The sequence below is a fragment of the Marinococcus sp. LNSP9103-4 genome (assembly GCF_056034345.1).
This window is the reverse complement of record NZ_JBQLIA010000007.1, coordinates 13,636-34,836: the sequence shown is the minus strand read 5'-3', so window position 1 is coordinate 34,836 and position 21,201 is coordinate 13,636. Positions and strand designations below refer to the sequence as shown.

The window sequence follows — 21,201 nt, the reverse complement described above, 5'->3', positions numbered from 1 at the left end:
TTTTAGCGTTTAGTTGTTTTCCGTTTGGAAATGGGAAACGATGGTATTTAATTCTTTGGACATCATATTCAGTGCTTCCGCGAGAGCGTCGATCTCTTCTACCGCCTGAAGCTGCGTTTCCGAGGCTGAGGCCACGCTTTGGGAGGTACCGGCATTGTGTTCAGAAATTGCCGAGATTTCGTCAAAGGAAGCGGTGATTTCCTGAGAGCTTGCCGCCATTTGCTCCGAAGTGGCTGCCACACTTTCAAGGCGCACGCTGACTTCGTTCGTATAATCCGAAATTTCCTGAAAAGCCGCCTTTGCCTGCTCGGTCATCTGCAGACCATCCTGAACCTCGCCGGTGACCTGCTCCATGGAGACGGCGGAATCCTGGATTTCCGTTTGAATCGTTGAAATAATCGAAGCAATCTGGGAGGAAGAGTCCCGGGACTGCTCGGCGAGCTTTCGTACCTCTTCAGCGACGACAGCAAACCCTTTGCCGTGCTCTCCGGCCCTGGCTGCTTCAATAGCAGCGTTTAAGGCAAGCAGGTTAGTCTGCTCTGAAATGGCAGTGATGACATTTAAAATGTTTTCAATTTCCCGGGAGCGGGCACTCAGCGTCTGGTTTACTTCATTGGAACGTTCGACAGAGGCATGAATGGAGCGCATTTTTTCCAGGGCGTCGCTCACCGTAACGAGGCCGCCGTTCGCTTTTTCTGTCGTCGAGGCCGCATGCTCGGAAATGGAGGTCGTGCTGCCCGCTACCTCCTGGACACCCTTGGAGACTTCCTCCATGGCCCCGGCGCTTTCTTTAATACTTACAGACTGCTGCTCCGAGCCTGAGGCTACCTGCTGCAGGGAGGCATTGACTTCGGTAATGGCCTGGCTGGATTTGCTGGAATTTGACAAAAGCTGTTCTGATGAGTCCTGAAGAAGACGGGAGCTCATATCAAACTGTCCAATCAGCTCCTTCAGCCTCGTGCTCATGCGGTTAAAATGCATGGCAAGCTGGCCGATTTCATCCCGCTGGTTCAGCTCAATATCATCACCGGTTAAATCATCATCGGCTACCTGCTTCACCCGATCGGTAATTAAACGGATCGGCTTTGTAATACGGCCGGCGATCAGAACGGCAGCACCAATAATGAGCAGAGCTGCCACGCCGATAATCGTAAGCACTGTCCACTTGAGGGCGTTTGTGGCTGCGAGGATCTCCTCCATTGGCGTCAGAAAGAAAATTTTATAGCCTGCTTCCTGAACCGGGGCAGCGGATACGAGTAATTGTTCATTGCCGTTTTCTATTGTCGTGGAGGATGCTTCCTCCTGATCCTGGGCAAGCAGCGACTGCCATTCACCGCTGATATCAGCCTGGCCGACCGGCTGGCCGATAAGGTCTTCCTGCGGATGAAGCTGAATGACGTTTTGATTATCCACGAGAATAGGCATAGCGCTGTTTTCCTTTTCGCTGCCTGTATAACGCTCCATTAAAGCATCAAAATTAACAGAGGCAGACATGACGCCGGCAATCTCCCCATTAGAGGCGGTTACCGGTGAAGCCACAACCACAATGCGGTTTCCGGTGGCATTGGAGTTAAGGACGTCGGAGATCGTAGTCTCCCCGTTCATCCCATTCTTAAAGTAGTCCCTGTCGCCGAGATCGAGCTCCCCTATGTTTTCTTCAGTAGTATGCGCCTCTACGATTCCACTTTTACCGGTAAATACGACCGTTTCAAACGTTTCATCGCGGTCAATGATCTGATTCATCAGGCTGAGGCGGGTATCGGTATCACCGCTGCTCATATCCTGCGTTCCTGCAGCGAGTACAATTTCATCAAGCCGTTTGACGAGCCAGCGGTCCATCTCCTCTGCTGCGGCTTCAGAAGTCATGGTCAGTTTTTCTTCTTCTTCAGCCACTACGACACTGCTGCTTTCCTGAAAGACAAAAAAAGCGACAGCCGCAGCCGGAAGCAGGCCGATCACTAAAAACCATACGAGTAATTTTTTTCGAAGATTCGGCTGTAATAATTTTTCCTTCACGTTCATCCACTCCCTCAATATGTAAACAAATACCTTCTCTTACTTCATATCGGGCAAATGGAAAAAAAGTGAAGCTTTTCTGAAAAGCAGTCAAAAGAATATATGCCTTCGGCGTACAGCTGAAGCAGCCGCTATACTACTCCTTCAGCTGCATACGGTCGTTAAAATACGTCTTGTAGCCGAGCTGGGTAAATAAAATAACGCTGAGAGCGACAGCCCCGGTAATACCCAGAAGGATAGCGATCTGGTAGCCGATCGCTGTCACGGGGTTGACGCCGGAAATAATCTGTCCGGTCATCATCCCCGGCAGAAATACAATTCCTGCGCCGACCATATTATTAATCGTTGGGAGAATGGCCGCGTCAAAGGATTGATTTACAATTTTACGGGTGGCCTGGTTTGGTGTTGCTCCGAGCATAAGTGCTGCCTCCACTCGTGAGCGCTGGCTGTGCAGGTGCTCTGTCAGCGTCTGGACCCCAAGAGTAATGCCAGTCATGGAATTGCCGATAATCATGCCTGCAATTGGAATGAAATAGCGGGGGTTAAACCACGGAGCAAATTGAATGACTACGAAGTTGAAATACAGCAGGCTCAGGATGGTGCCGATGCTCATCGATACAGCAATTGCCCGCTTCATTTCCCGGGTTAAGGGGCCGCGGACGCGCTGAAAGATATTCCAGATTGCAAAGCCGAGCATCAAAAGGACAATCAGCGACGTAAGCCAGGGGCTCGGATTTTCAAATAAAAACATAAGCACGTAGCCCATTAACAGCAGCTGAAACGTCATGCGGAGCGAAGAAATGAGTATTTCTTTTTCCCGTGGGATTTTCCTCCAGCGCACAATGGCGAGAAGAAGAACGATAAACACGTAGGCGGCAAGGATCTGCCAGAACGACAGCTCGATAATAGAGGTGCTTTCTGTCATAGTGTCACTCCTCTCCCCGGGCAAATGAATCTGACTGAATAATGTGGTCGGCAAAGTGATCGGCCATCGCCGTCGCATGGCTGATAAAAATAATTCCTTTGGCAGAACGGCGTGCCTCAGCCAGGAATCGCTCCATAACGTTCCATTCCATATCTTCATCGAGCGCTGACGTCGGCTCGTCCAGTAAGTAAACATCGGGACCGGCAAGAAGCAGGCGGGCAAGAGAGAGACGCTGCTGTTCTCCGCCGGACAGATTTTCGGCAGGGTCACTAAGTTTTTTATCAAGCATGCACTGCTGTGCTGCTGCGGTAAGCTCTTCCTCAGAAGCTTCTTCCCTGTCGCTGAACAGTCTTCCGGCCTGAAGGTTTTCAGCAACCGTTTCTCCAAACAGCACCGGCTGCTGGGGAAGCATCATCACCTGCCTGCGCAGTTCTGTGGGCTGCCATTCGGAGAACGCCTTTCCCTGATAGGAAACGGTGCCGCGTGCCGGAGTGATCAGATAATTAAGAAGACGCAGAAGAGTTGATTTTCCGGAGCCGCTCGGACCAGTAACGGCAGTGATGGTATCTGTCGGTATGGTCAGCTTTTTTGTATTAATAATATTTTTGTATTTTACGTCGTTCAATTGAAACATAAAACAGCTCCTTTCATTAGCATCAATTATTACCCGGAAATAACTGATGCGCAAATAAAAAAGCACTCATGAATACTTCCATGAGCGCTTGGGCAGAATGCCTGCTCAGGCAAAATCCAGAATATATACGAGACCGGTATAGGCACTCAGCACGAACATACAGCTGAGAATGAAAACGCTGAACGGCGAGCGTCCGCGATGAAAGCTCTGCACCATCAGGTATAAAAATCCAATGGATAACAGCACGCTTAAAATGGTGATGGGATGCAGCTGCAGCTGAAAGGAAGGATTGTCCGTTATAGAAGCAGGGTAGAGCACGTGAAACAAAAAGGCCGGGTTTTCATAATGCAGACTGCCGCCTGGTTCCTGCTCGGTCATAAAAGCTGTAATCACAAAGATGAGCATGGCGGTCAGGCTTTCTGCCCGAAGCCACTGCCGCGGATTGTAATCCTTGACCTGCTGCAGACGTTTGCGGATAAATATGCCGTTAAAAAGAGCAAAAATGAGAATAACAATATAAAACAAATGCTTCCATATGAGCGCTTCGCCGTATGGAAGAGCCCACGAACCGATAAAAGGGTCTGTCAAAAGCTGTCCCATGATTACGCCGGTAAAGGCGATAATGATGACACACATGACAGCAATCAGCGTGAACCATTCCAGAAAAGAAGCCCACTGTTTATAGGAAACGGCAAACCAGCTGACCATCAAAAGCGTGCCGATCCACAGACTCACGGCAAGCAGATGGAAAAAGTGAAGCGTTCCGCCGATGAGCGGGATTGCGTTGGCAGCGTGACCGGATGCTCCCAGAGCGCCAATCATTCCCATAATAAGAACGAGCCCGACCACAGCAGCAGCACGAGGCATGCCGGTGGAATGAAAGAAAAGAATAAATATCCCGAGCAGAAAAAAGCTCAGCACAAACAGTACTACCCAGCTCTGGCCTACTTCGTACTGGAACAATATACGCTCAAGGGCACCGAAAAAAGGCATGTCCCTGCCCGCAGCTACCGTGCGGGTGAGCTGGGCGATGGGGACGAAGGAAACGACAGGCAGCAGGGCTGCAGCTGCTGCCGGAACGAAAAACGGAATAGAAAGAGCCGGTCGGTGCGTAGAAGGAATAAGCTGAAGCAAAAGCGTACCGGCGAGTACAGCGAAAAACAAATACTGCAGAGCGTTGCCTGCTGCAAGAATCATGTCCGGCGTTTCAGGCGGAAGAGAAACAGTGCAACGATGGCGGCGACGAGACCGAGGCCGATGAGGCCGATGGTTATGCCGAATCCGGAGCCGGCTTCTTCTTCATTAATGGCGCTTTCGGTTTCGCCTTCGGCGTTTTCTTCCGCTCCTTCCGCGTTGTTTTCAGAAGAGGAGTTGTCACCGGAGGTAGCCGCCTCTTCTTCGGATGCTTCTTCTACAGTGAACGAAGAGCTGTCCTCCATAATGTGGCCGTCTTCACTGACAATATCAAAGGAGGCTTCATATTCTCCAGCCTCGAGCGGCTCTTCCATTGTTACATTTAATTGATCCTCGGGTTCGATGGAAATGTCAGCGGTATCTATATCATTTCCTTCTGCGTCCGTGACCGTGACCCCGTTGTAGTCTTCGATAGGGCCGTCAAAATAAAACGTGATGTCTTCCGGTGCCTCTACCGTGGCTCCGTCTTCAGGGTCGGAGCTTTCGAGGTGTGTATGTGCTTCAGCTACTGCGGGCGAAAGCAGGAAGCCTGCAGCTAAGCAGGCGATTAAACGGCGCATAGGTTTTTCCTCCTTTTATATGAACGAGAACGTGATTATAAACTTCTTCTTCCTTTATAACAAAGAATACGTTCGGAAGGGAGGAAAGGATGTGAATAATTTACGAAAATCGTTTTTCAGAAAGGAAAAAAGCAGAGAAGTGTCATTTCTCTGCTTCATCAAATCAGGAAGAGGCGAGGAGCTGGAGAAACCCTTCAGCAGTTTCTGCTTTTAACAGCCTTTGAATTAATTTCGGCTGTTCAATCACCCGGCCGAGCAGCTCATACATCTCCTGAAGGTCTTCGGTGCTGTCTTTTTTAACATTTAACAGGCAGACAAGCTGCACAGGCCGCTCACCCCAGCGGACAGGTTTATCAAGCGTGCAGAAGGCCAAGAAGGTCTCCTCGGTCTTTGGCGTGACCGGATGAGGAATGGCGACAAGGTTGCCGAAGGCAGTTGAGGCCACATGCTCCCGTTCGAGGACAGAATCGAGAAAGCCATCATCGATTAAGCGCCGGGCCGACAGCTCCCGTTCGAAAAACGTGAGTACCTGCCCAGTAGTGGAAAACGGCTGGTGTAAAAAGACGAGGGACTCCCGTAGATACGTACGGATGGCGGGTTCTTTGGCAATGAAGCCCTCGATGGTGCGCATGTCGGCTTCGCTCAGAATCGTATTTACCTGCAGGACAGGGACCGGCAGATCATCGTAAATCGGCACTGAGCTGATAATAACGTCGATATGGTCAAAATCCATATCCCGAAGCCGGTAGTATTCCGTTGTTCCCATAATCTGGAGACGTCTTCCGAACTTTGACTGAAGCCGGTAGTAGAGCAGCTGGGCGCTTCCGCGTCCGGAGGCGCAGACGATCAGGCAGCGGGCAGGCGTCGTTTCCATTTTACTGCGCTCAAGAGCAGCACCGATATGGAGAGCCAGATACCCAATTTCATTTTCATCAATGCGAATATCGTAATGCTCTTCGAGAGTGATACCGGCGACTACCCCGGCTTCAAAGGCGAGCGGGTAGTTGGCCTTAATATCGGCAAGCATCGGATTACGAACGTTCATATTGTAACGGAACCGGCTTATGGCGGGCTGCAGATGAAGCGCAAGGGCGATGATAAGCTCCTGATCGTGCTGGAGCTTCAGATGCAGCTCGTTGTCAATATGAGCGAGCAGAAAAGCGACCATGTCATACGTATCGGTATCCAGGGAGTTTTTAACCGCCTCAGCAGTGCCTTCTTCGTTGTCAAACAGACGGGTGCCGAGCAGATGAAGCGTAATATAGGCAATCTCTTCTGCCGGGAAGGACACCTGCCAGGTCTGGTTGATTTCTTCAACAATGTTTTTGGCTACCTGATATTCACGCTTTTGCGTCAGTTCATCAAATTCTGCGTGATACATCGATACGTAATGCTCGTCCTGGATGCGCTGGTAGGCAATAAGAATATGGTTGAATAAATTGTGAAGCGCAATGTCGGATAAAGAAATGTGCTGCATTTTAATCTGCTCTAAAATAATGCTCCAGATGCTTTTTCTTTCCTCTTCGGAAAGGTGGAGAAAAGGCAGCGACTGATCATGGCGCGGCTGCTCGTTCTGCCGGTCGAAAATATATTCAGCGATGCAAAAACGCATGCGCATCTCGCTTCCCTGAAGATGCAGGCCGTCATTGGCTGTCCGTTCGAGAGCAATATTATATTCCTTTAAAATCTCCCTTACCTTTTTCAGGTCATTCTGTACCGTGGACCGGCTTACAAACATCTCATCGGCAAGCTCATCCAGCTTGATGAAGGAACTGGAAAGAAGCAGCCGCTGAATCAGGTATGCAATCCGCTCTTCGGGCAGGTTGGGGAGAGCCTGGGAATCTGGAGCTGCCGGCTGCAGGTATTCCTTCACATAGGTCCGGAACTTATCGTTGTCGGTTATTTTCAGGTGATATCCTTTTCCTTTAATGGCTTCAATTTCTGCCCCGTGCGCCTGGAGCGTTGTCTGAAGCCCTTTGATGTCCTCACGGACGGTCCGGCTCGATACCTGGTGCAAAGACGCCAGGTAGCTTCCAGTCACCGGGACCCCGCTTGCAACCAATTCTCTTAAAATGCTGCTGCTCCTTGTAGTCATGTCTCTTTAACCCCCTTAAAAGGTAAACACGTATGTAAGCGCTGCAGAAAAATTTCGTGGTCTGCAGTGCGCAATTAGGGATACTATAAAAGTAGCACAAAAGAAGCAGGAAGGAAGTGCAAATCATTTCCGCTTCCTAACGGAAGAACATTCTCTATCTGTGAAAGCGCTATTTTATTATATTGAATATATCAACCGCACATCATTTTATTTTAATTGGAGGAATATCAATGAATATTTTATTAGCATGCTCCGCCGGAATGTCGACCAGTCTTCTTGTTTCAAAAATGAAGGAAGCAGCCGAGGAGCAGGGGGTCCAGGCAGAAATATGGGCAGCAGCCCAGGATAAAGCACCGGAAGAAATCAAAAAGGCGGATGTCCTTTTGATCGGCCCGCAGATGCGTTTTATGAAGAAAAAATTTGGCAAGGTTGCCGACGAGCAGGGGATTCCGCTTGATATTATTGATTCCGTCGCTTACGGACGGGTAGACGGAAAAGCTGTACTTGATCACGCCATGAAGCTGTTAAACGAGCAAAAATAGGGGGGGAGACACATGAATCGTTTTATGGAGGTATTGGAAAACATTCTAATGCCAATCGCAGAAAAGTTAAATAACAACCGTCATCTGACGGCCTTGCGCGACGGGTTTTTGATTGCCCTGCCGTTAATCATTTTTGGCTCCATTTTAGTTGTTCTCGCCAATTTTCCTTTTCTTGACCAGTTGATCGGGGAAGACGCCTATGCAGCCTATCAGGCAGCGCTTGGTCCGGCTTCGGCATCCACGCTAAGTATTATGGGACTTTTTGTTATCATTGGTATAGGGTATAAATTAACAGCCTCTTACGGCGTGGAAGCACTCTACGGCGGGGTTGTTGCTCTGGCTGGTTTTATCATATTAACACCGCAGACCTTCGAAGACGTTGAGGGAGTTATACCTACTTCCACTCTCGGGGCGGAAGGCATGTTCGTCGGTATACTGACCGCGTTTCTCGCAGCCGAGCTGTACCGCTACTTTGTACAGAAAAACCTGACGATCAAAATGCCGGCCGGAGTTCCGGAGGCTGTCTCCAGATCGTTCAGCGCCTTAATCCCAGTGTCATTGACCTTATCAGTATTTCTCGCTATCCGTATTTTGTTCAGTCTTACCCCGTTTGAGTCTGCCCAGAACTTTATTTACACCGTGTTACAGGAACCGTTAACCGCGCTTGGCAGCGGGCTGCCGGCTACGATCATAGCTGTTCTTATGATTCAGGTATTCTGGTTTTTCGGCCTGCACGGACAGATTCTGGTTAACTCCGTGTTCGACCCGATCTGGTACGCGCTGAACGAGCAGAACCTGAGCGCATTCCAGGCTGGAGAAGAGCTTCCAAACGTTGTAACAAAGCAATTTATTGATACATTTATTGTAGGAATGGGCGGCTCCGGCATGACCCTTGCGATTGTGCTCTGGCTGTTCATGCTCGCACGCAGCAAACAGGCAAAACAGCTCGGTAAAATCGGTGGGCCTCCAGGATTCTTTAACGTTAACGAACCGATTATTTTCGGTCTGCCGATCATTATGAACCCACTGGTATTAATTCCGTGGCTGGTGGCTCCGGTCGTGATCGCAGTCATCACATATGTAACGATGTCGATCGGTCTCGTGCCAAAGCCGGCAGGAATTATCGTTCCGTGGACCACCCCGATTTTCTTAAGCGGATTTCTGGCTACTGGGAACGCCTGGCAGGGGGCAGTCCTGCAGCTGTTTAACCTGGCTGTGGTGTTTATCATCTGGTTCCCGTTCCTGCGTATTCTGGACCGTCAGTATTTCCGGAACGAAGTAGAGGCAGAAAAAGAAATGACAAATGCAGACAACAAGCAAAAAAGCGGTTAAATCAGGATAGGAGTGGAGAATATGGAAGCGTTAACAGAAACGGCGTTTCAGATTATATTATACGCCGGCAACGGCAAAGCAAACGCCATGGAAGCGATCCAGGAAGCGAAGGCGGGAAATTTCGACCGTGCAGAAGAACTGATTAAGGAAGCAGGGGAAGAACTTGGAAAAGCACATTCCTATCAGACTAACCTGCTCACGAAAGAAGCAAGCGGCGAAGATTTTTCCGTTAATGTCATGCTGATTCATTCGCAGGATCATTTGATGACCTCCATGACGGTCAGAGATCTGGCGGAGGAGATCGTGGAAGTGTACCGCACTCGTTAACTATGAAAAAGGAGCCTGGCAAAAAGAAAAAGAGGGCCGGGCTCCTGCTTATTATAAAACATATTCAGGCCCAACCATTTTAGGAGGTACCATCTATGGCAGAACAGTTCACGTTTCCAGAAGGATTCTGGTGGGGGGCGGCCACATCCGCCACTCAGATTGAAGGCGCCGCGAAGGAAGGCGGTAAAGGGAAAAATATTTGGGATCAATGGTTTGAAGAAGAGCCGAATCGTTTTTTTAACGGGGTCGGCCCCGGCACCACGTCCGACTTTTACCATCAGTACAAGGACGACATCGCCCGGATGAAGGACATTAATTTTAACTCCTTTCGCCTGTCGATCTCCTGGTCCCGGCTGATACCAGACGGCTCGGGAGAAGTGAATCCGGAAGCCGTTGATTTTTACAACAACGTTATCAACGAAATGATTGCGCAGGACGTGGAGCCATTTGTCTGTTTATATCATTTTGATATGCCGATGGCGATGCAGAAGATTGGCGGCTGGGAAAACAGGGAGACGGCGGAATACTTTGGCCGTTATGCCGGCATCTGCTTTGATCTGTTTGGCGACCGGGTAAAAAAATGGTTCACGCACAATGAGCCGATTGTTCCAGTGGAGGGCGGCTACATGTATGACTTTCACTATCCCAACGTCGTCGACATGAAGCGGGCGGCCCAGGTAGGCTATCATACGCTTCTTTCCCACGTATTTGCGGTGAAGGCTTTTCGCGAAAAGGACCGCGCTGGCGGGGAAATCGGCATCATTTTAAACCTGACGCCCTCGTACCCACGAAGCAGCCATCCGGCAGATCTGAAGGCTTCCCGGATTGCAGATTTATTTTTCAACCGGAGCTTTCTTGATCCAACGGTGCTCGGGAAGTATCCGCAGGAGCTGATTGACCTGCTCGGGGAGCACGGGGTGCTTCCGCACACCGAGAGCGGGGACAAGGAGCTGATTCAGGAAGGGAAAGTCGACCTGCTGGGTGTGAACTACTATCAGCCTCGCCGGGTTAAAGCGAAGGAAAATCTCCCGAACCCAGGTGCTCCGATACTGCCGGAATGGTTTTTCGACCACTACGAAATGCCCGGCCGGAAGATGAACCCGTACCGCGGATGGGAGATTTATCCGAAAGGGGTCTATGACATCATGATGAATCTCCGGGATAACTACGGGAATATTCCGTCGTTCATTTCTGAAAACGGCATGGGGGTACAGGATGAAGCCCGATTTATGGAAGATGGGATGATTCAGGATGATTACCGAATTGAGTTTATTCAGGATCATCTCGAATGGCTGCACCGGGCCATCGAAGAAGGAGCTAACGCCAAAGGCTATCATCTCTGGTCGTTTATCGATAACTGGTCCTGGATGAATGCATATAAAAACCGCTACGGTTATTTTTCCGTCAATATTGATACAAAGGAGCGCATGCCGAAAAAGAGTGCCTACTGGATCACGGCCGTTCACAAAAATAATGGATTTGAAAAATAACATTACGGGGCCGTCTGTCTACACGCAGGCGGCCCGGTCTATATAAATATATGCATAAAAAGGAGTGGGACGATGAAGGAAGGTATTAAGATTGTAACGATCGGCGGGGGCTCGAGCTACACGCCGGAGCTTGTGGAGGGATTTATTAAAAGACACAGCGAACTGCCGGTGAAGGAACTGTGGCTCGTTGATATTCCGGAAGGAAAAGAAAAATTGGAGATCGTAGGAAGGCTCGCCCAGCGCATGACAGCCGAAGCAGGAATTGATATGACAGTACATCTTTCCTACAGCCGGGAGGAGGCGCTTCCGGGAGCTGATTTTGTCACCACCCAGTTCCGGGTCGGCATGCTTGAAGCACGGGCGAAGGATGAGCGGATACCGCTTTCCTATGGCGTGATTGGCCAGGAGACAAACGGGCCGGGGGGTCTGTTTAAAGGACTGCGGACGATTCCGGTTATTATTGACATTGTGCACGACATCGAGCGGCTTTGCCCGGACGCGTGGCTCGTCAACTTTACGAATCCAGCCGGCATGGTAACAGAAGCGGTGCTGCGCTATACAAACCATGAACGCATTGTTGGCCTCTGCAATGTGCCGGTGGGAATGCAGATGGGGGTGGCCGAAGCGCTTGGAGTAGATGGCAGCCGCATACAGATTGATTTTGCCGGGCTGAACCATATGGTGTACGGGCTGAATATTTACCTTGATGGCGAAGATATAAAGCAGCAGGCGCTCGAAGCAGTGGCAGACCCGGCGAATGCCTCCACAATGAAAAATATCGCAGCGCTTGGCTGGGAGCCCGAATTTATACGGGCTCTGCAGGTGCTCCCCTGCCCTTATCACCGGTATTATTATAAAACAGAAGAAATGCTGGCTGAAGAACAGGAGGCTGCCAAAGAAACCGGCACCCGGGCCGAAGTTGTCCAGGGAGTGGAGGAGGAGCTTTTCACCCTCTATGCCGATGAAACGCTCCGGACGAAGCCCGAGCAGCTTGAGCAGCGCGGCGGGGCATATTACAGCGAAGCGGCCTGCAGCCTGATTAATTCGATATATAATGACACCCGGGACATTCAGCCGGTTAATACGAAAAATCGCGGTGCGATTGCAGGGATTCCAGCGGAGTCGGCGGTGGAAATCAGCTCCGTCATTACGAAGGACGGTCCGAGGCCGATTGCTGCCGGAGAGCTGCCGGTGGCAGTCCGGGGGCTCGTGCAGCAGATCAAGTCGTTTGAACGGGTCGCTGCTGAAGCGGCGGTAACAGGAAACTACCAGACGGCTCTTCTGGCGATGACGATTAATCCACTCGTTCCGTCCGATACGAAAGCAAAACAAATTCTTGATGACATGCTCGAAGCCCATAGAGAGCATTTGCCGCAGTTCTTCCAAACAGAAAAGGCTTGAAATGATTAAGGTCTCCTAATGCAGGAGGCCTTTTTTATCAGAAAAAATTTCCACATTTTGAAGATAAATCACAAAAAGAACAAACGTTCGTGTATACTAAAGCGAAAGGGGGCGTTACGGATGAAAGAAAACAAATTAACCCCGGGGTCGAATATGCGCTGGGAATCCAGCCGGATGATTCTGCCGGAGCACCGGGAAATGTGGCTGCGTCATCAAAAAGAGGACCGGATGAAGTTCAGGCCGCTCTGGGATGAGCAGCAGCTTGAGGAATTTTCCCATTGCCTTCAGGAAGCTCTGACGGCTGGGACAGAAGTGACGCTTCACGTATTTGATCCTTATGCAGAAATAAAAATGACCGGAAAAATTCTGCATCTGGATGCGCTGAACAAAGCAATCAAGATAGAGGCAGGTGGGGACGTCCGGCATGTGAGCGTGGAGGATATTATGGATCTGGAAACGTAACCGCACGTTTTTGAAATACGCGTAAGGGAAAGGAAGACAAGAAAAGAACTCAAAAGGGAGAGGATGAAATGAAGGATAAAAAATTCAGCAGAATTTCTTTAACGTCTTCTCTGGGAGGTCTCGGACTGATTGCTGTATCGATTATTGTTTCAGCGGTATTTTCCCTTCCCGACAACAGTCCCTTTGTACCGTTATTCGGTTCGCTGCTGACGATCGGCATTCTGCTGCTTGCGCTCAGTGCATTTATGAGCATGATTGCTTTTTCGCGCCGTGAGCCGGGATGGATGAAGCTGAGCGGCTGGATTGTTATGGCGGTGCTTCTGCTCTGGTTTATGGTCAGTCCGGCACTTACCGGGGTGGTATAAGCCTTCGGAAAAACGCTGGTTGCGCGCAGTACTGGTTCATGGTGTAATGTAGAAAAAGATGCAGAGGACGGATGTTTTATGAGTACACCAGATTTTCGGGCCCGCTCGCCGTGGGCCTCATTAACGGATGTAGACAAAGTACACGTTTCCCCGGTTTCGCCAGGGTCGATCCAGACCTCTTTAACAGTGCCTGGGAGTAAAAGCTTTACGAATCGGGCACTGATCATGGCCGCGCTGGCAGAAGGCACGTCCACCCTTTCAGGCATTTTAAAAAGCGATGATTCGTACTGGTGTCTTGGTGCGCTCCGGGCGCTTGGCGTGAAGTCCGAAGTGGAGGGCGATACGGTTACGATTCATGGATGCGGAGGCCGGTGGCCGGAGGAGGACGCAGAGCTTTACATAGGCGCTGCCGGTACTACGGCCCGTTTCCTCCCGGGCCCGCTTGCAGCAGCGGGGAGCGGGGTTTACAAGGTGGAAGCGAGCAAACGAATGAGTGAACGTCCGGTGGAGCCGTTAATGGAAGCCCTGGAAACGCTCGGGGCCGACGTTCATTACATAGATAAAAAGGGGTTTTATCCGCTTGAAATTCATGCGGGCGGGCTCCCTGGGAAAGAAGTGACCATTTCCGGCAAATTATCGAGCCAGTTTATCAGCGGCCTGCTGCTCACGGGTGCCTATACAGAGGAAGGCCTGCGTATCCGGATTCCGGATTACATTGTGCAGCACGCCTATGTACACATTACGCTTGATTTAATGAATCAGTTCGGGGTACCGGTCACGTACAACGAGGATTTAACCGATATGCAGGTGCCGGCAAAAAGCTTTCAGGGCCGGAGCATGGCGCTTGAAGCAGATGCGTCGACGGCCAGTTACTTTATGGCCCTTGCGGCACTAACGGCCGGAACGGTCCGCATTAATAATTTAACAATGGACACCAACCAGCCGGATATAGGAATGGTGGATGTGTTTGAAAAAATGGGCTGCCGTGTGGAAAAAGGTGACACCTACATTGAAGTCACAGGTCCCGAACAGCTTTCGGGAGGATTTGAGCTCAGTATGAAGGAAATGTCCGATCAGACGCTGACCGTTGCTGCCCTGGCCCCGTTTGCCGATGCACCGATTACGATCCGGGACGTAGAGCATATTCGTCATCACGAATCAGACCGCATTCACGCAGCGTGTACAGAACTTCAGAAAATGGGCATCCGGGTGGATGAATACTCGGACGGGCTGAAAGTATATCCGGGGACGCCGATCGGCGTGTCGCTTCACTCATACGATGATCACCGGGTGGCTATGGCCCTTTCGCTGATTGGAGCAAAGGTGCCCGGAATTCATATTGAAGACCCGGGGTGCGTGTCGAAAACGTGTCCGACCTTCTACGATTTGTTTGAAGCAGCCGGTGTACCGGTGAAATTTTCATAAAAAAGAAGCCCTCTCCATTTTTAGGAGGGGGCTTTTGTGCAGAAATTATGATGCGGCAAGCTCCCGGCATGCTTTTTCACAGCGGTAGCAGGCATCTGCGCAATCTTTGCAGTGCTGATGGTCATGCTTGGCACATTCATCTCCGCATGCTTTGCAGGCCTCTGCACACAGCTGAGCGGTCTCTTTCATCAATGGACTGTTGGACTGTATTGCTTTAGCTGTCAGAGCACAAATGTCTGCGCATTCACGGTCGAGACGTATACATTCGGCCATCATTTTCACGTCGTCTTCCTGGAGGCAGTCGTTAAAGCACTGATTGCACTGCTTCATACATTCGATGCATGCTTCGAGGCATTCCTTCTGTGTAGCGTTCATATTTATCACCCTTTCTAATATTAGATACTGGTATAGGGGTTCCCGGAAGGGGTATTTATTCAAACGTAAAATATGGGGAAGCCTGCCTGCTTCCCCTGCTGCTTTGCATCATTATTTATAGGGGTGCTGCTGGTAAAAGAAATTCGGCGTGTGCATGATATTGCGGTAGGAGCTGTGGAAAATATGAGTAGCGGCCGGCGATACCGGCGAGATTAGCCACGTCCAGTCTCCGGTTACTTCCCGGCCTGCTTTTTGTTCCTGCTGCTCAAACCGTCTGAACTGCGAGGCGGCCGTGTGATGATCCACCATGCTGACGCCTGCTTTTTTATATGAATGAAGCACGGCGCGGTTCAGCTCCACAAGCGCCCGGTCCTTCCATAAACTTCCCGCGTACGTCCGGTCGATGCCGAGTACGTCTGCAACCCGTGGCAGCATATCGTAGCGGTCCCCGTCTGCGAGGTTACGGGCACCGATTTCCGTTTCCATGTACCAGCCGTTAAACGGCGCGGCCGTATACGTGATGCCGCCGATCTCCATTTTCATGTCCGAAACAATTGGGACAGCGTACCATTTTAAACCGAGAGTAGAGAAAGCATCGCTATCCGGATGGCTAATCGGAACCTCGAGTACTTCTTCGGCCCTCAATGGAAACCACCGGGGAGTGCCTTCGTTTACCTGAACAACCAGAGGAAGAAGATCAAACGATGTTTCTTCGCCTTTCCATCCCAATGATTCACAGTATTTTGTAAAGGGTACAGACTGCGGGTCGCCAATGATTGTCCCGTCCCGCTCGTAGCCGGCGTAGCGGATCAGCTGGTAGTTCCATATGCGCATCCGCTCCTGCCCGTTTTTGACCGAAGGAAACACGGAGATAGTCGGAATGATTTTCCCACCATTTTCTGCGTAACGGATATGGCGGCGGAGCGCTTCGGCTGCCTGCTCTTCGGTGCGCACGTACCGGCAGTCGAGAACCTGGAGGCTCTTCCAGAAAAACCGGCCGATACAGCGGTTGCTGTTTCGCCAGGAGACCTTCGCTCCGAAGGACAGCTCCTCAAACGTGTGCTCGTAATGCCCGGAAGCTTCAATTTCCTGCTCTACATTTTCCCAGCGGGCCTGAAAAATTTCTGATGACTGATCTGTTTCCCGGTAATATTGCTCTAGAAATGTGTATGCGTCCTGTTTTAATGCTTGTATATTAGTCATTATTTGTCTGCACCTCAGCTTTTGCCTTTTTTCCAGTATAAAGGTATTAGCTGCTATTATCGAAAAATCAATCCTGCAAAAGCCATTTCCCGGGAAATAAATAGATGCAGCAGTAGATAAACGCACAAGTTGACACGGTCTTTAAGGAAGCGAATACTGGAAACGAAAGATTAAAGGAAGTGAGTTGATAGCAATGAAAGCAGTAATTACTACAGAAACCGGCGGACCGGAGGTGCTGCAGATTCAGGATCGTGAGGCTCCAAAACCGGAGATGGATGAAGTGCTGATCAGGGTAAAAGCAGCAGCCGTGAACCGGACCGACATTTTAAACCGGGAGGGCAAGGCCGGATATATCAAAAACCCGGTACTCGGAATTGAAGTGGCAGGTGTGGTGGAAGAAGCAGGTACTGAGAACCCATTTTCCCCAGGCGACCGGGTGATGGGGCTTGTGAATGGCGGCGGCTACGCAGAATATGCCGTCATGCGGGCCGACCGGGTGATGCGGATACCCGAGGCGTTCACGTATGCCCAGGCAGCAGCCGTGCCGGAGGTATTCTTAACGGCGTATCAGACGCTTTACTGGATCGGGCACCTGAACCAGCATGAATCCGTTCTGGTCCATGCCGGGGGGAGCGGGGTAGGCACGGCAGCCATTCAGCTCGCAAGCCAGCTTTCGTCGGCCCGTGTACTTACTACCGCCGGATCAGCAGAAAAACTGGAATTTATTCAAAAGCTCGGCGCAGAAGTACGCATCAACTATAAAGAGCAGAATTTTGAGGAAGAGGTGCTTGCGGCTACCGGTGATAAAGGTGTAAATGTGATTTTGGATTTTGTCGGGGCCTCCTACTGGGAACAGAACCTGAAAAGCATTCAAACCGATGGACGCTGGGTTTTAATTGGCGTGCTTGGCGGGGCGAACGTGCCGAATGTGAACCTGATGAAGCTGCTGATGAAGCGCGTGCAACTGACCGGGACGCTGCTTACGCCGAGGAGCGACGAGTATAAAGCCGAGCTGAGCAGGGATTTTGTGAAGCACGCAATGCCGTATCTTGAAGACGGCTCCATCCGTCCTATCGTGGACACGGTATTTTCATTTGAACAGATTGCAGATGCGCACCGCCACATGCAGGACAATAAAAACATCGGAAAAATCATATTGGAATGGTAAAAACGAGCCTGGGTTCAGGCTCTTTTTTATGGCTCTTTATTTCCACTGGAGCTCTGCCCCGCCGGTCCGGGTCACGTTCCGCCGCGAAGCGAGATCTTCGACGAGCTGCAGAAGCGCGTAGTCCTTCTGTTTTGCTTCAATCATGCCATCAATGGGCTCGCCGATCTGCTTTAAGGCCTGAAGAAAAGGAAGATTGAACTCCGGATCCACGTAGTCGGCATGGCTGCGGAAAGCCTCGGGTGATTTCGGCGAGGAAAGATGGATTTTTGGCCGGCTGCCGGTGTGTGCCCACGTATCGATAAACCGGGGCAGCAGCTCCTCCAAATGTTCCTCCTCAAAATGGTTGGCCTCGAAGTGATGATAATCAAACATCATTGGAATTTTTTCCTGTTCACAGACAGCGAGCACGTCGCCTGCTGTGTACGTCTTATCATCATTTTCCAGAGTCATTCGTGCCTTGATTTTTTCGGGCAGCTGCTGAAGGTTTTTGTGAAACCGTGCTACCGCCGCTTTTTTATCCCCGTAGGCTCCCCCGACATGCAGGTTGATCCATGCCCATTGTTCGAGTCCCATGGCTTCAAGCATATGGTAATGGTACTCCATGTCCTGCACGGCATTGGCGGTGACATTCGGCTTCTCGCTTGTAAATAACGTAAACTGGTTCGGATGAAAGCTCGGGCGGATATTGTGCTCCCGCACGAGTCTGCCGATTTCCTTGTATAAATCCGCAAAAGGCGTTATATAATCCCAGGCGGCCTCGTCATGAGTGGCAAGCGGCGCAAGCGAGGAAGAAAAACGGTACAAAGGAATGTCGTGGGCGATATTGTAATGAAGCATGCGGATCGTGTGCTCCAGGTTCAAACGGGTGACCTCGTGCAGCTTATCCTCGCGGCTGCTCCGGTCCATTTTCCGCCAGCTCGTCAGTGTCATTGTTTTGCCCGGAGAAGCGTTCCAGAGAGCAAGAGCCTGGGATACGTATCCGAGTCGTAAAGTCATCATACATACTGCCTCCAATTTCAGATCTTTGTTACACATACCCAAAAAGCTGCGAACGTAGTCTTCAAGGGAATTGGCAAAGAAAATAAACCGTGACTTAATTGAACGAAAGTTGTAAAATAGTTTAAACGATAATAATAAAAAAGTTCAATTTAAGGGGGTGCAAATGTGAATGAACTGGTGAAATTAGAGGGTGTATCAAAATATTTTGGAAAGCATGCGGCGCTTGAGTATGTGGATTTGATGATCCGTCCGGGAGAAACGGTAGGGTTTCTCGGTCCGAATGGCTCCGGGAAGTCTACTACGATCCGAGTGATGCTTGGTCTGCTGAAAAAAAGCGGCGGTGAAGTGAAGCTGTTTGGCAAAGATGCGTGGGCTGAGGCTGTAGATATTCATAAACGGGTGGCTTATGTACCGGGTGATGTGAACGTCTGGCCGAATTTAACCGGCGGCCAGGTGATTGATGTTCTTGGGAAGCTGCACGGTGATTTTAATGAAGAGAAACGCCAGCAGTTGATTGAACGCTTTCAGCTCGATCCGCGGAAAAAAAGCAAAACGTATTCGAAGGGGAACCGGCAGAAGCTGGCACTCATTACGGCCTTCGCCTCGGAGGCGGATCTGTATATTTTTGACGAACCGACTTCGGGTCTGGATCCGTTAATGGCTTCTATCTTCCGGGAATGCGTGCGGGAGCTGCAGCAGGAAGGAAAGGCGGTACTTCTTTCGAGCCACATACTGGCAGAGGTGGAGGAGCTGTGTGACCGGGTGAGCATCATCAAAGAAGGAAAAATTATTGAATCCGGAACGCTTGAGGAGCTTCGGCATTTAACCCGTATTTCCATTACGGCAGAAACGAAGCAGACGGTCGCTTCTTTAGCGGAACGAAGCGACGTCCACCAGTGGAAGGCAGACGAATCGAAGGTGCACTTTTATGTGGATGCAAAAGGACTGGCGCCGGTCATGCAGGAGCTTGCAGCAGCGGAGGTAGTTTCACTGGAATCCAGGCCTCCGACGCTCGAAGAAATTTTTCTTCGCCATTATGAATCGAAGGCAGGGGAAGCAGGATGAACATGTCCATGTTCACAGGAACGGGCAGGCTGTTTTGGGTAATGCTCCGGAAAGAAAAAGTGCGGCTGCCCATTTGGGTCGTTTCGATTTCGGTGCTGTTTCTGCTCAGTATTCTCAGCTTTCCGGAAACGTATCCGACGCAGGAAGACCGCCAGGGCCGTGCCCTGCTGCTGGAAAGTCCGGCACTCCGGGCAATGGCGGGTCCTGGGTACGGGCTCGAGAACTATACGTTCGGCGCGATGATTACGAATGAGATGTTTTTATACGTGGCGGTCGCTGCTGCGTTTATGAGTATCTTTATGATCGTCCGCAATACAAGGGCCGAAGAGGAAAGCGGACTATCGGAGCTTGTGAAAGCAGGAGTTGTCGGCCGGGTTAGTATATCCACGGGTGCTTTTTTGCTGATGGTACTCGCGAATCTTTTCATCGCCGTCATTATCATTGTCGGCATGCCTTATACGATAGAAGGGCTCAGCTGGGCAGGGGCTTTGGGCTTTGGACTCGGGGTTGCCGGTGTCGGAATTATATTTGGCGCCATCAGCCTGTTGATGGCTCAGGTGAGCGAAAGCGCCGGAGCGGCATCCGGCATCAGCTCTGCACTGCTTGGCCTGGCGTTTTTATTCCGGGCCGTCGGCGATGTGGCTGCTGTGGATGTATGGCGGTGGCTGTCTCCGATTGGATGGGGTCAGGCAATGCGCGCCTTTGTGGATGAGCGCTGGTGGCCGCTCGGTCTGTTTGCCGGGGGTATTATACTACTTGCAGTGGCAGCCATTTATGTAGACTACCGCCGGGACGACGGGGCCGGGGTGCTGAGGGTTCAGGGCGGGAAAGCCCGGGCTGGCAGCAGTTTGACTCACCTGCTTGGGCTGCAGAGCTTTTTGTTTCGCTGGGTTTTTCTGAGCTGGGCAGCGGGCGCGGCCCTGTACGGTGTGGCGATGGGGGCCATAAGTGAAGAAGCTGCTGACTTTTTTGCGGATAATCCAATCGGTGAAGATTTTCTCGTACAGGCCGAAGGAGCCACGCTTGCAGAATCGTTATTTGCCACGTATATGGCCTTTCTCGCCATGCTGGCGGCTGGCTATGCGCTGCAGGTGATGACCAAAATGATCCGGGAGGAAAAGAGCGGCCGGGGAGAGATTTTGCTGGTTCAGTCTGTACCGCGTCCGCGGTGGATGCTTGATTATCTCCTGATTTCCTGCGTGGGGAGCTTCATGCTGCTTGTGATCAGCGGCATCGGCGCCGGGGCGCTTTACGGCTACTACACGGACAGCTCAGAGGGGGCATGGAAGGTGTTTTTCTCTGCCATCGCACAGACGCCGGCTGTCTGGGTATTTATTGGGCTGGCTGCTTTATTAATGGGCCTGTGGCCCAGGGCGCTGTCACTCGTCTGGCTTGTGTATACAGCATTTACACTGATCGGGCTTATTGGGCCGCTGCTTCAGTTGCCGGACTGGGTAAGTGATATTTCACCATATGCGCAGATCCCGGGCGTGCCTGCAGAGGAATGGACAGGCTGGTCGACAGTCATTCTTCTGGCCGTATTTGCTGTTTTCGCCGCAGTCGGAATGTATACGATCAGAAAAAGAGACTTAATCCTTTAAAGTAAGGATAGAAATGGGGAAG

At 50.9% G+C, this 21,201-nt stretch carries 20 protein-coding genes; 11 read left to right on the top strand and 9 right to left on the bottom strand.

Annotated features, from left to right (window positions below; translation table 11 throughout):
- Positions 1 to 9: 9 nt before the first annotated feature.
- The 6 genes from ACTRXG_RS06845 to ACTRXG_RS06820 all read right to left on the bottom strand — a co-directional run bounded on the left by ACTRXG_RS06845 (position 10) and on the right by ACTRXG_RS06820 (position 7,424).
- A complete protein-coding gene (locus ACTRXG_RS06845; protein ID WP_474284412.1) occupies positions 10 to 2,016 on the bottom strand; it encodes a methyl-accepting chemotaxis protein in 2,007 nt (668 codons plus the stop codon).
- A gap of 136 nt (positions 2,017 to 2,152) precedes the next feature.
- Positions 2,153 to 2,941, bottom strand: coding sequence for an ABC transporter permease (locus tag ACTRXG_RS06840; protein WP_474284411.1), 789 nt, complete (start codon positions 2,939 to 2,941; stop codon positions 2,153 to 2,155).
- Positions 2,942 to 2,945: 4 nt separating this feature from the next.
- Positions 2,946 to 3,575, bottom strand: a complete 630-nt coding sequence (locus ACTRXG_RS06835; protein ID WP_474284410.1) for an ABC transporter ATP-binding protein — start codon at positions 3,573 to 3,575, stop codon at positions 2,946 to 2,948.
- Positions 3,576 to 3,680: 105 nt separating this feature from the next.
- Positions 3,681 to 4,772, bottom strand: coding sequence for a copper resistance D family protein (locus tag ACTRXG_RS06830; protein WP_474284409.1), 1,092 nt, complete (start codon positions 4,770 to 4,772; stop codon positions 3,681 to 3,683).
- Positions 4,769 to 5,329: a copper resistance CopC family protein gene (locus tag ACTRXG_RS06825; protein ID WP_474284408.1), complete on the bottom strand. Its 561-nt coding sequence runs from the start codon at positions 5,327 to 5,329 to the stop codon at positions 4,769 to 4,771. Before ACTRXG_RS06825 ends, ACTRXG_RS06830 begins: the two co-directional genes overlap by 4 nt.
- 163 nt (positions 5,330 to 5,492) lie before the next feature.
- Positions 5,493 to 7,424 carry a BglG family transcription antiterminator gene (locus tag ACTRXG_RS06820; protein ID WP_474284407.1) on the bottom strand — a complete coding sequence of 644 codons (1,932 nt, stop codon included), beginning with the start codon at positions 7,422 to 7,424 and terminating at the stop codon, positions 5,493 to 5,495.
- A 230-nt stretch (positions 7,425 to 7,654) separates the two neighbouring features.
- On the opposite strand from ACTRXG_RS06820, the gene ACTRXG_RS06815 reads away from it, so the two are divergent.
- From ACTRXG_RS06815 to aroA, 8 genes are all read left to right on the top strand, one after another.
- A complete protein-coding gene (locus tag ACTRXG_RS06815; RefSeq protein ID WP_322525480.1) occupies positions 7,655 to 7,966 on the top strand; it encodes a PTS sugar transporter subunit IIB in 312 nt (103 codons plus the stop codon).
- 12 nt (positions 7,967 to 7,978) lie between these two features.
- Complete coding sequence (celB, locus tag ACTRXG_RS06810) at positions 7,979 to 9,298, top strand: PTS cellobiose transporter subunit IIC (RefSeq protein WP_474284405.1); 1,320 nt, start codon at positions 7,979 to 7,981, stop codon at positions 9,296 to 9,298.
- A gap of 21 nt (positions 9,299 to 9,319) precedes the next feature.
- Positions 9,320 to 9,625, top strand: a complete 306-nt coding sequence (locus ACTRXG_RS06805; RefSeq protein WP_079474600.1) for a PTS lactose/cellobiose transporter subunit IIA — start codon at positions 9,320 to 9,322, stop codon at positions 9,623 to 9,625.
- A gap of 95 nt (positions 9,626 to 9,720) precedes the next feature.
- Positions 9,721 to 11,115: a glycoside hydrolase family 1 protein gene (locus ACTRXG_RS06800; RefSeq protein WP_474277880.1), complete on the top strand. Its 1,395-nt coding sequence runs from the start codon at positions 9,721 to 9,723 to the stop codon at positions 11,113 to 11,115.
- Positions 11,116 to 11,187: 72 nt separating this feature from the next.
- Positions 11,188 to 12,516, top strand: coding sequence for a 6-phospho-beta-glucosidase (locus ACTRXG_RS06795; RefSeq protein WP_474277882.1), 1,329 nt, complete (start codon positions 11,188 to 11,190; stop codon positions 12,514 to 12,516).
- A gap of 120 nt (positions 12,517 to 12,636) precedes the next feature.
- The gene (locus ACTRXG_RS06790) at positions 12,637 to 12,978 is read left to right on the top strand and encodes a YolD-like family protein (protein WP_474284404.1); all 342 of its coding nucleotides are present in this window, start codon (positions 12,637 to 12,639) and stop codon (positions 12,976 to 12,978) included.
- Between the two features lie 68 nt (positions 12,979 to 13,046).
- The gene (locus ACTRXG_RS06785; RefSeq protein WP_474261362.1) at positions 13,047 to 13,343 is read left to right on the top strand and encodes a hypothetical protein; all 297 of its coding nucleotides are present in this window, start codon (positions 13,047 to 13,049) and stop codon (positions 13,341 to 13,343) included.
- Positions 13,344 to 13,421: 78 nt separating this feature from the next.
- Positions 13,422 to 14,768, top strand: coding sequence for a 3-phosphoshikimate 1-carboxyvinyltransferase (aroA, locus tag ACTRXG_RS06780; RefSeq protein WP_474261363.1), 1,347 nt, complete (start codon positions 13,422 to 13,424; stop codon positions 14,766 to 14,768).
- 45 nt (positions 14,769 to 14,813) lie between these two features.
- Here the strand turns inward: aroA and ACTRXG_RS06775 are convergent, their stop codons facing one another.
- Together ACTRXG_RS06775 and ACTRXG_RS06770 are read right to left on the bottom strand one after the other, a co-directional pair.
- Positions 14,814 to 15,143 (bottom strand): four-helix bundle copper-binding protein, encoded by a 330-nt coding sequence (locus ACTRXG_RS06775; protein WP_474261364.1) that lies wholly within the window; start codon positions 15,141 to 15,143, stop codon positions 14,814 to 14,816.
- A 111-nt stretch (positions 15,144 to 15,254) separates the two neighbouring features.
- Positions 15,255 to 16,346: a nitric oxide synthase oxygenase gene (locus ACTRXG_RS06770; protein WP_474284403.1), complete on the bottom strand. Its 1,092-nt coding sequence runs from the start codon at positions 16,344 to 16,346 to the stop codon at positions 15,255 to 15,257.
- Positions 16,347 to 16,539: 193 nt separating this feature from the next.
- On the opposite strand from ACTRXG_RS06770, the gene ACTRXG_RS06765 reads away from it, so the two are divergent.
- On the top strand, positions 16,540 to 17,514 hold the full coding sequence (locus ACTRXG_RS06765) for an NAD(P)H-quinone oxidoreductase (RefSeq protein WP_474284402.1): 975 nt from the start codon (positions 16,540 to 16,542) through the stop codon (positions 17,512 to 17,514).
- 36 nt (positions 17,515 to 17,550) lie between these two features.
- Here ACTRXG_RS06765 and uvsE read toward each other — a convergent pair whose 3' ends face one another.
- Positions 17,551 to 18,510, bottom strand: coding sequence for a UV DNA damage repair endonuclease UvsE (uvsE, locus tag ACTRXG_RS06760; RefSeq protein ID WP_474284483.1), 960 nt, complete (start codon positions 18,508 to 18,510; stop codon positions 17,551 to 17,553).
- A gap of 168 nt (positions 18,511 to 18,678) precedes the next feature.
- On the opposite strand from uvsE, the gene ACTRXG_RS06755 reads away from it, so the two are divergent.
- A complete protein-coding gene (locus ACTRXG_RS06755; RefSeq protein ID WP_474284401.1) occupies positions 18,679 to 19,578 on the top strand; it encodes an ABC transporter ATP-binding protein in 900 nt (299 codons plus the stop codon).
- Complete coding sequence (locus ACTRXG_RS06750; RefSeq protein ID WP_474284400.1) at positions 19,575 to 21,179, top strand: ABC transporter permease; 1,605 nt, start codon at positions 19,575 to 19,577, stop codon at positions 21,177 to 21,179. The genes ACTRXG_RS06755 and ACTRXG_RS06750 overlap by 4 nt, the downstream gene beginning before the upstream one ends.
- Positions 21,180 to 21,201: the final 22 nt, after the last annotated feature.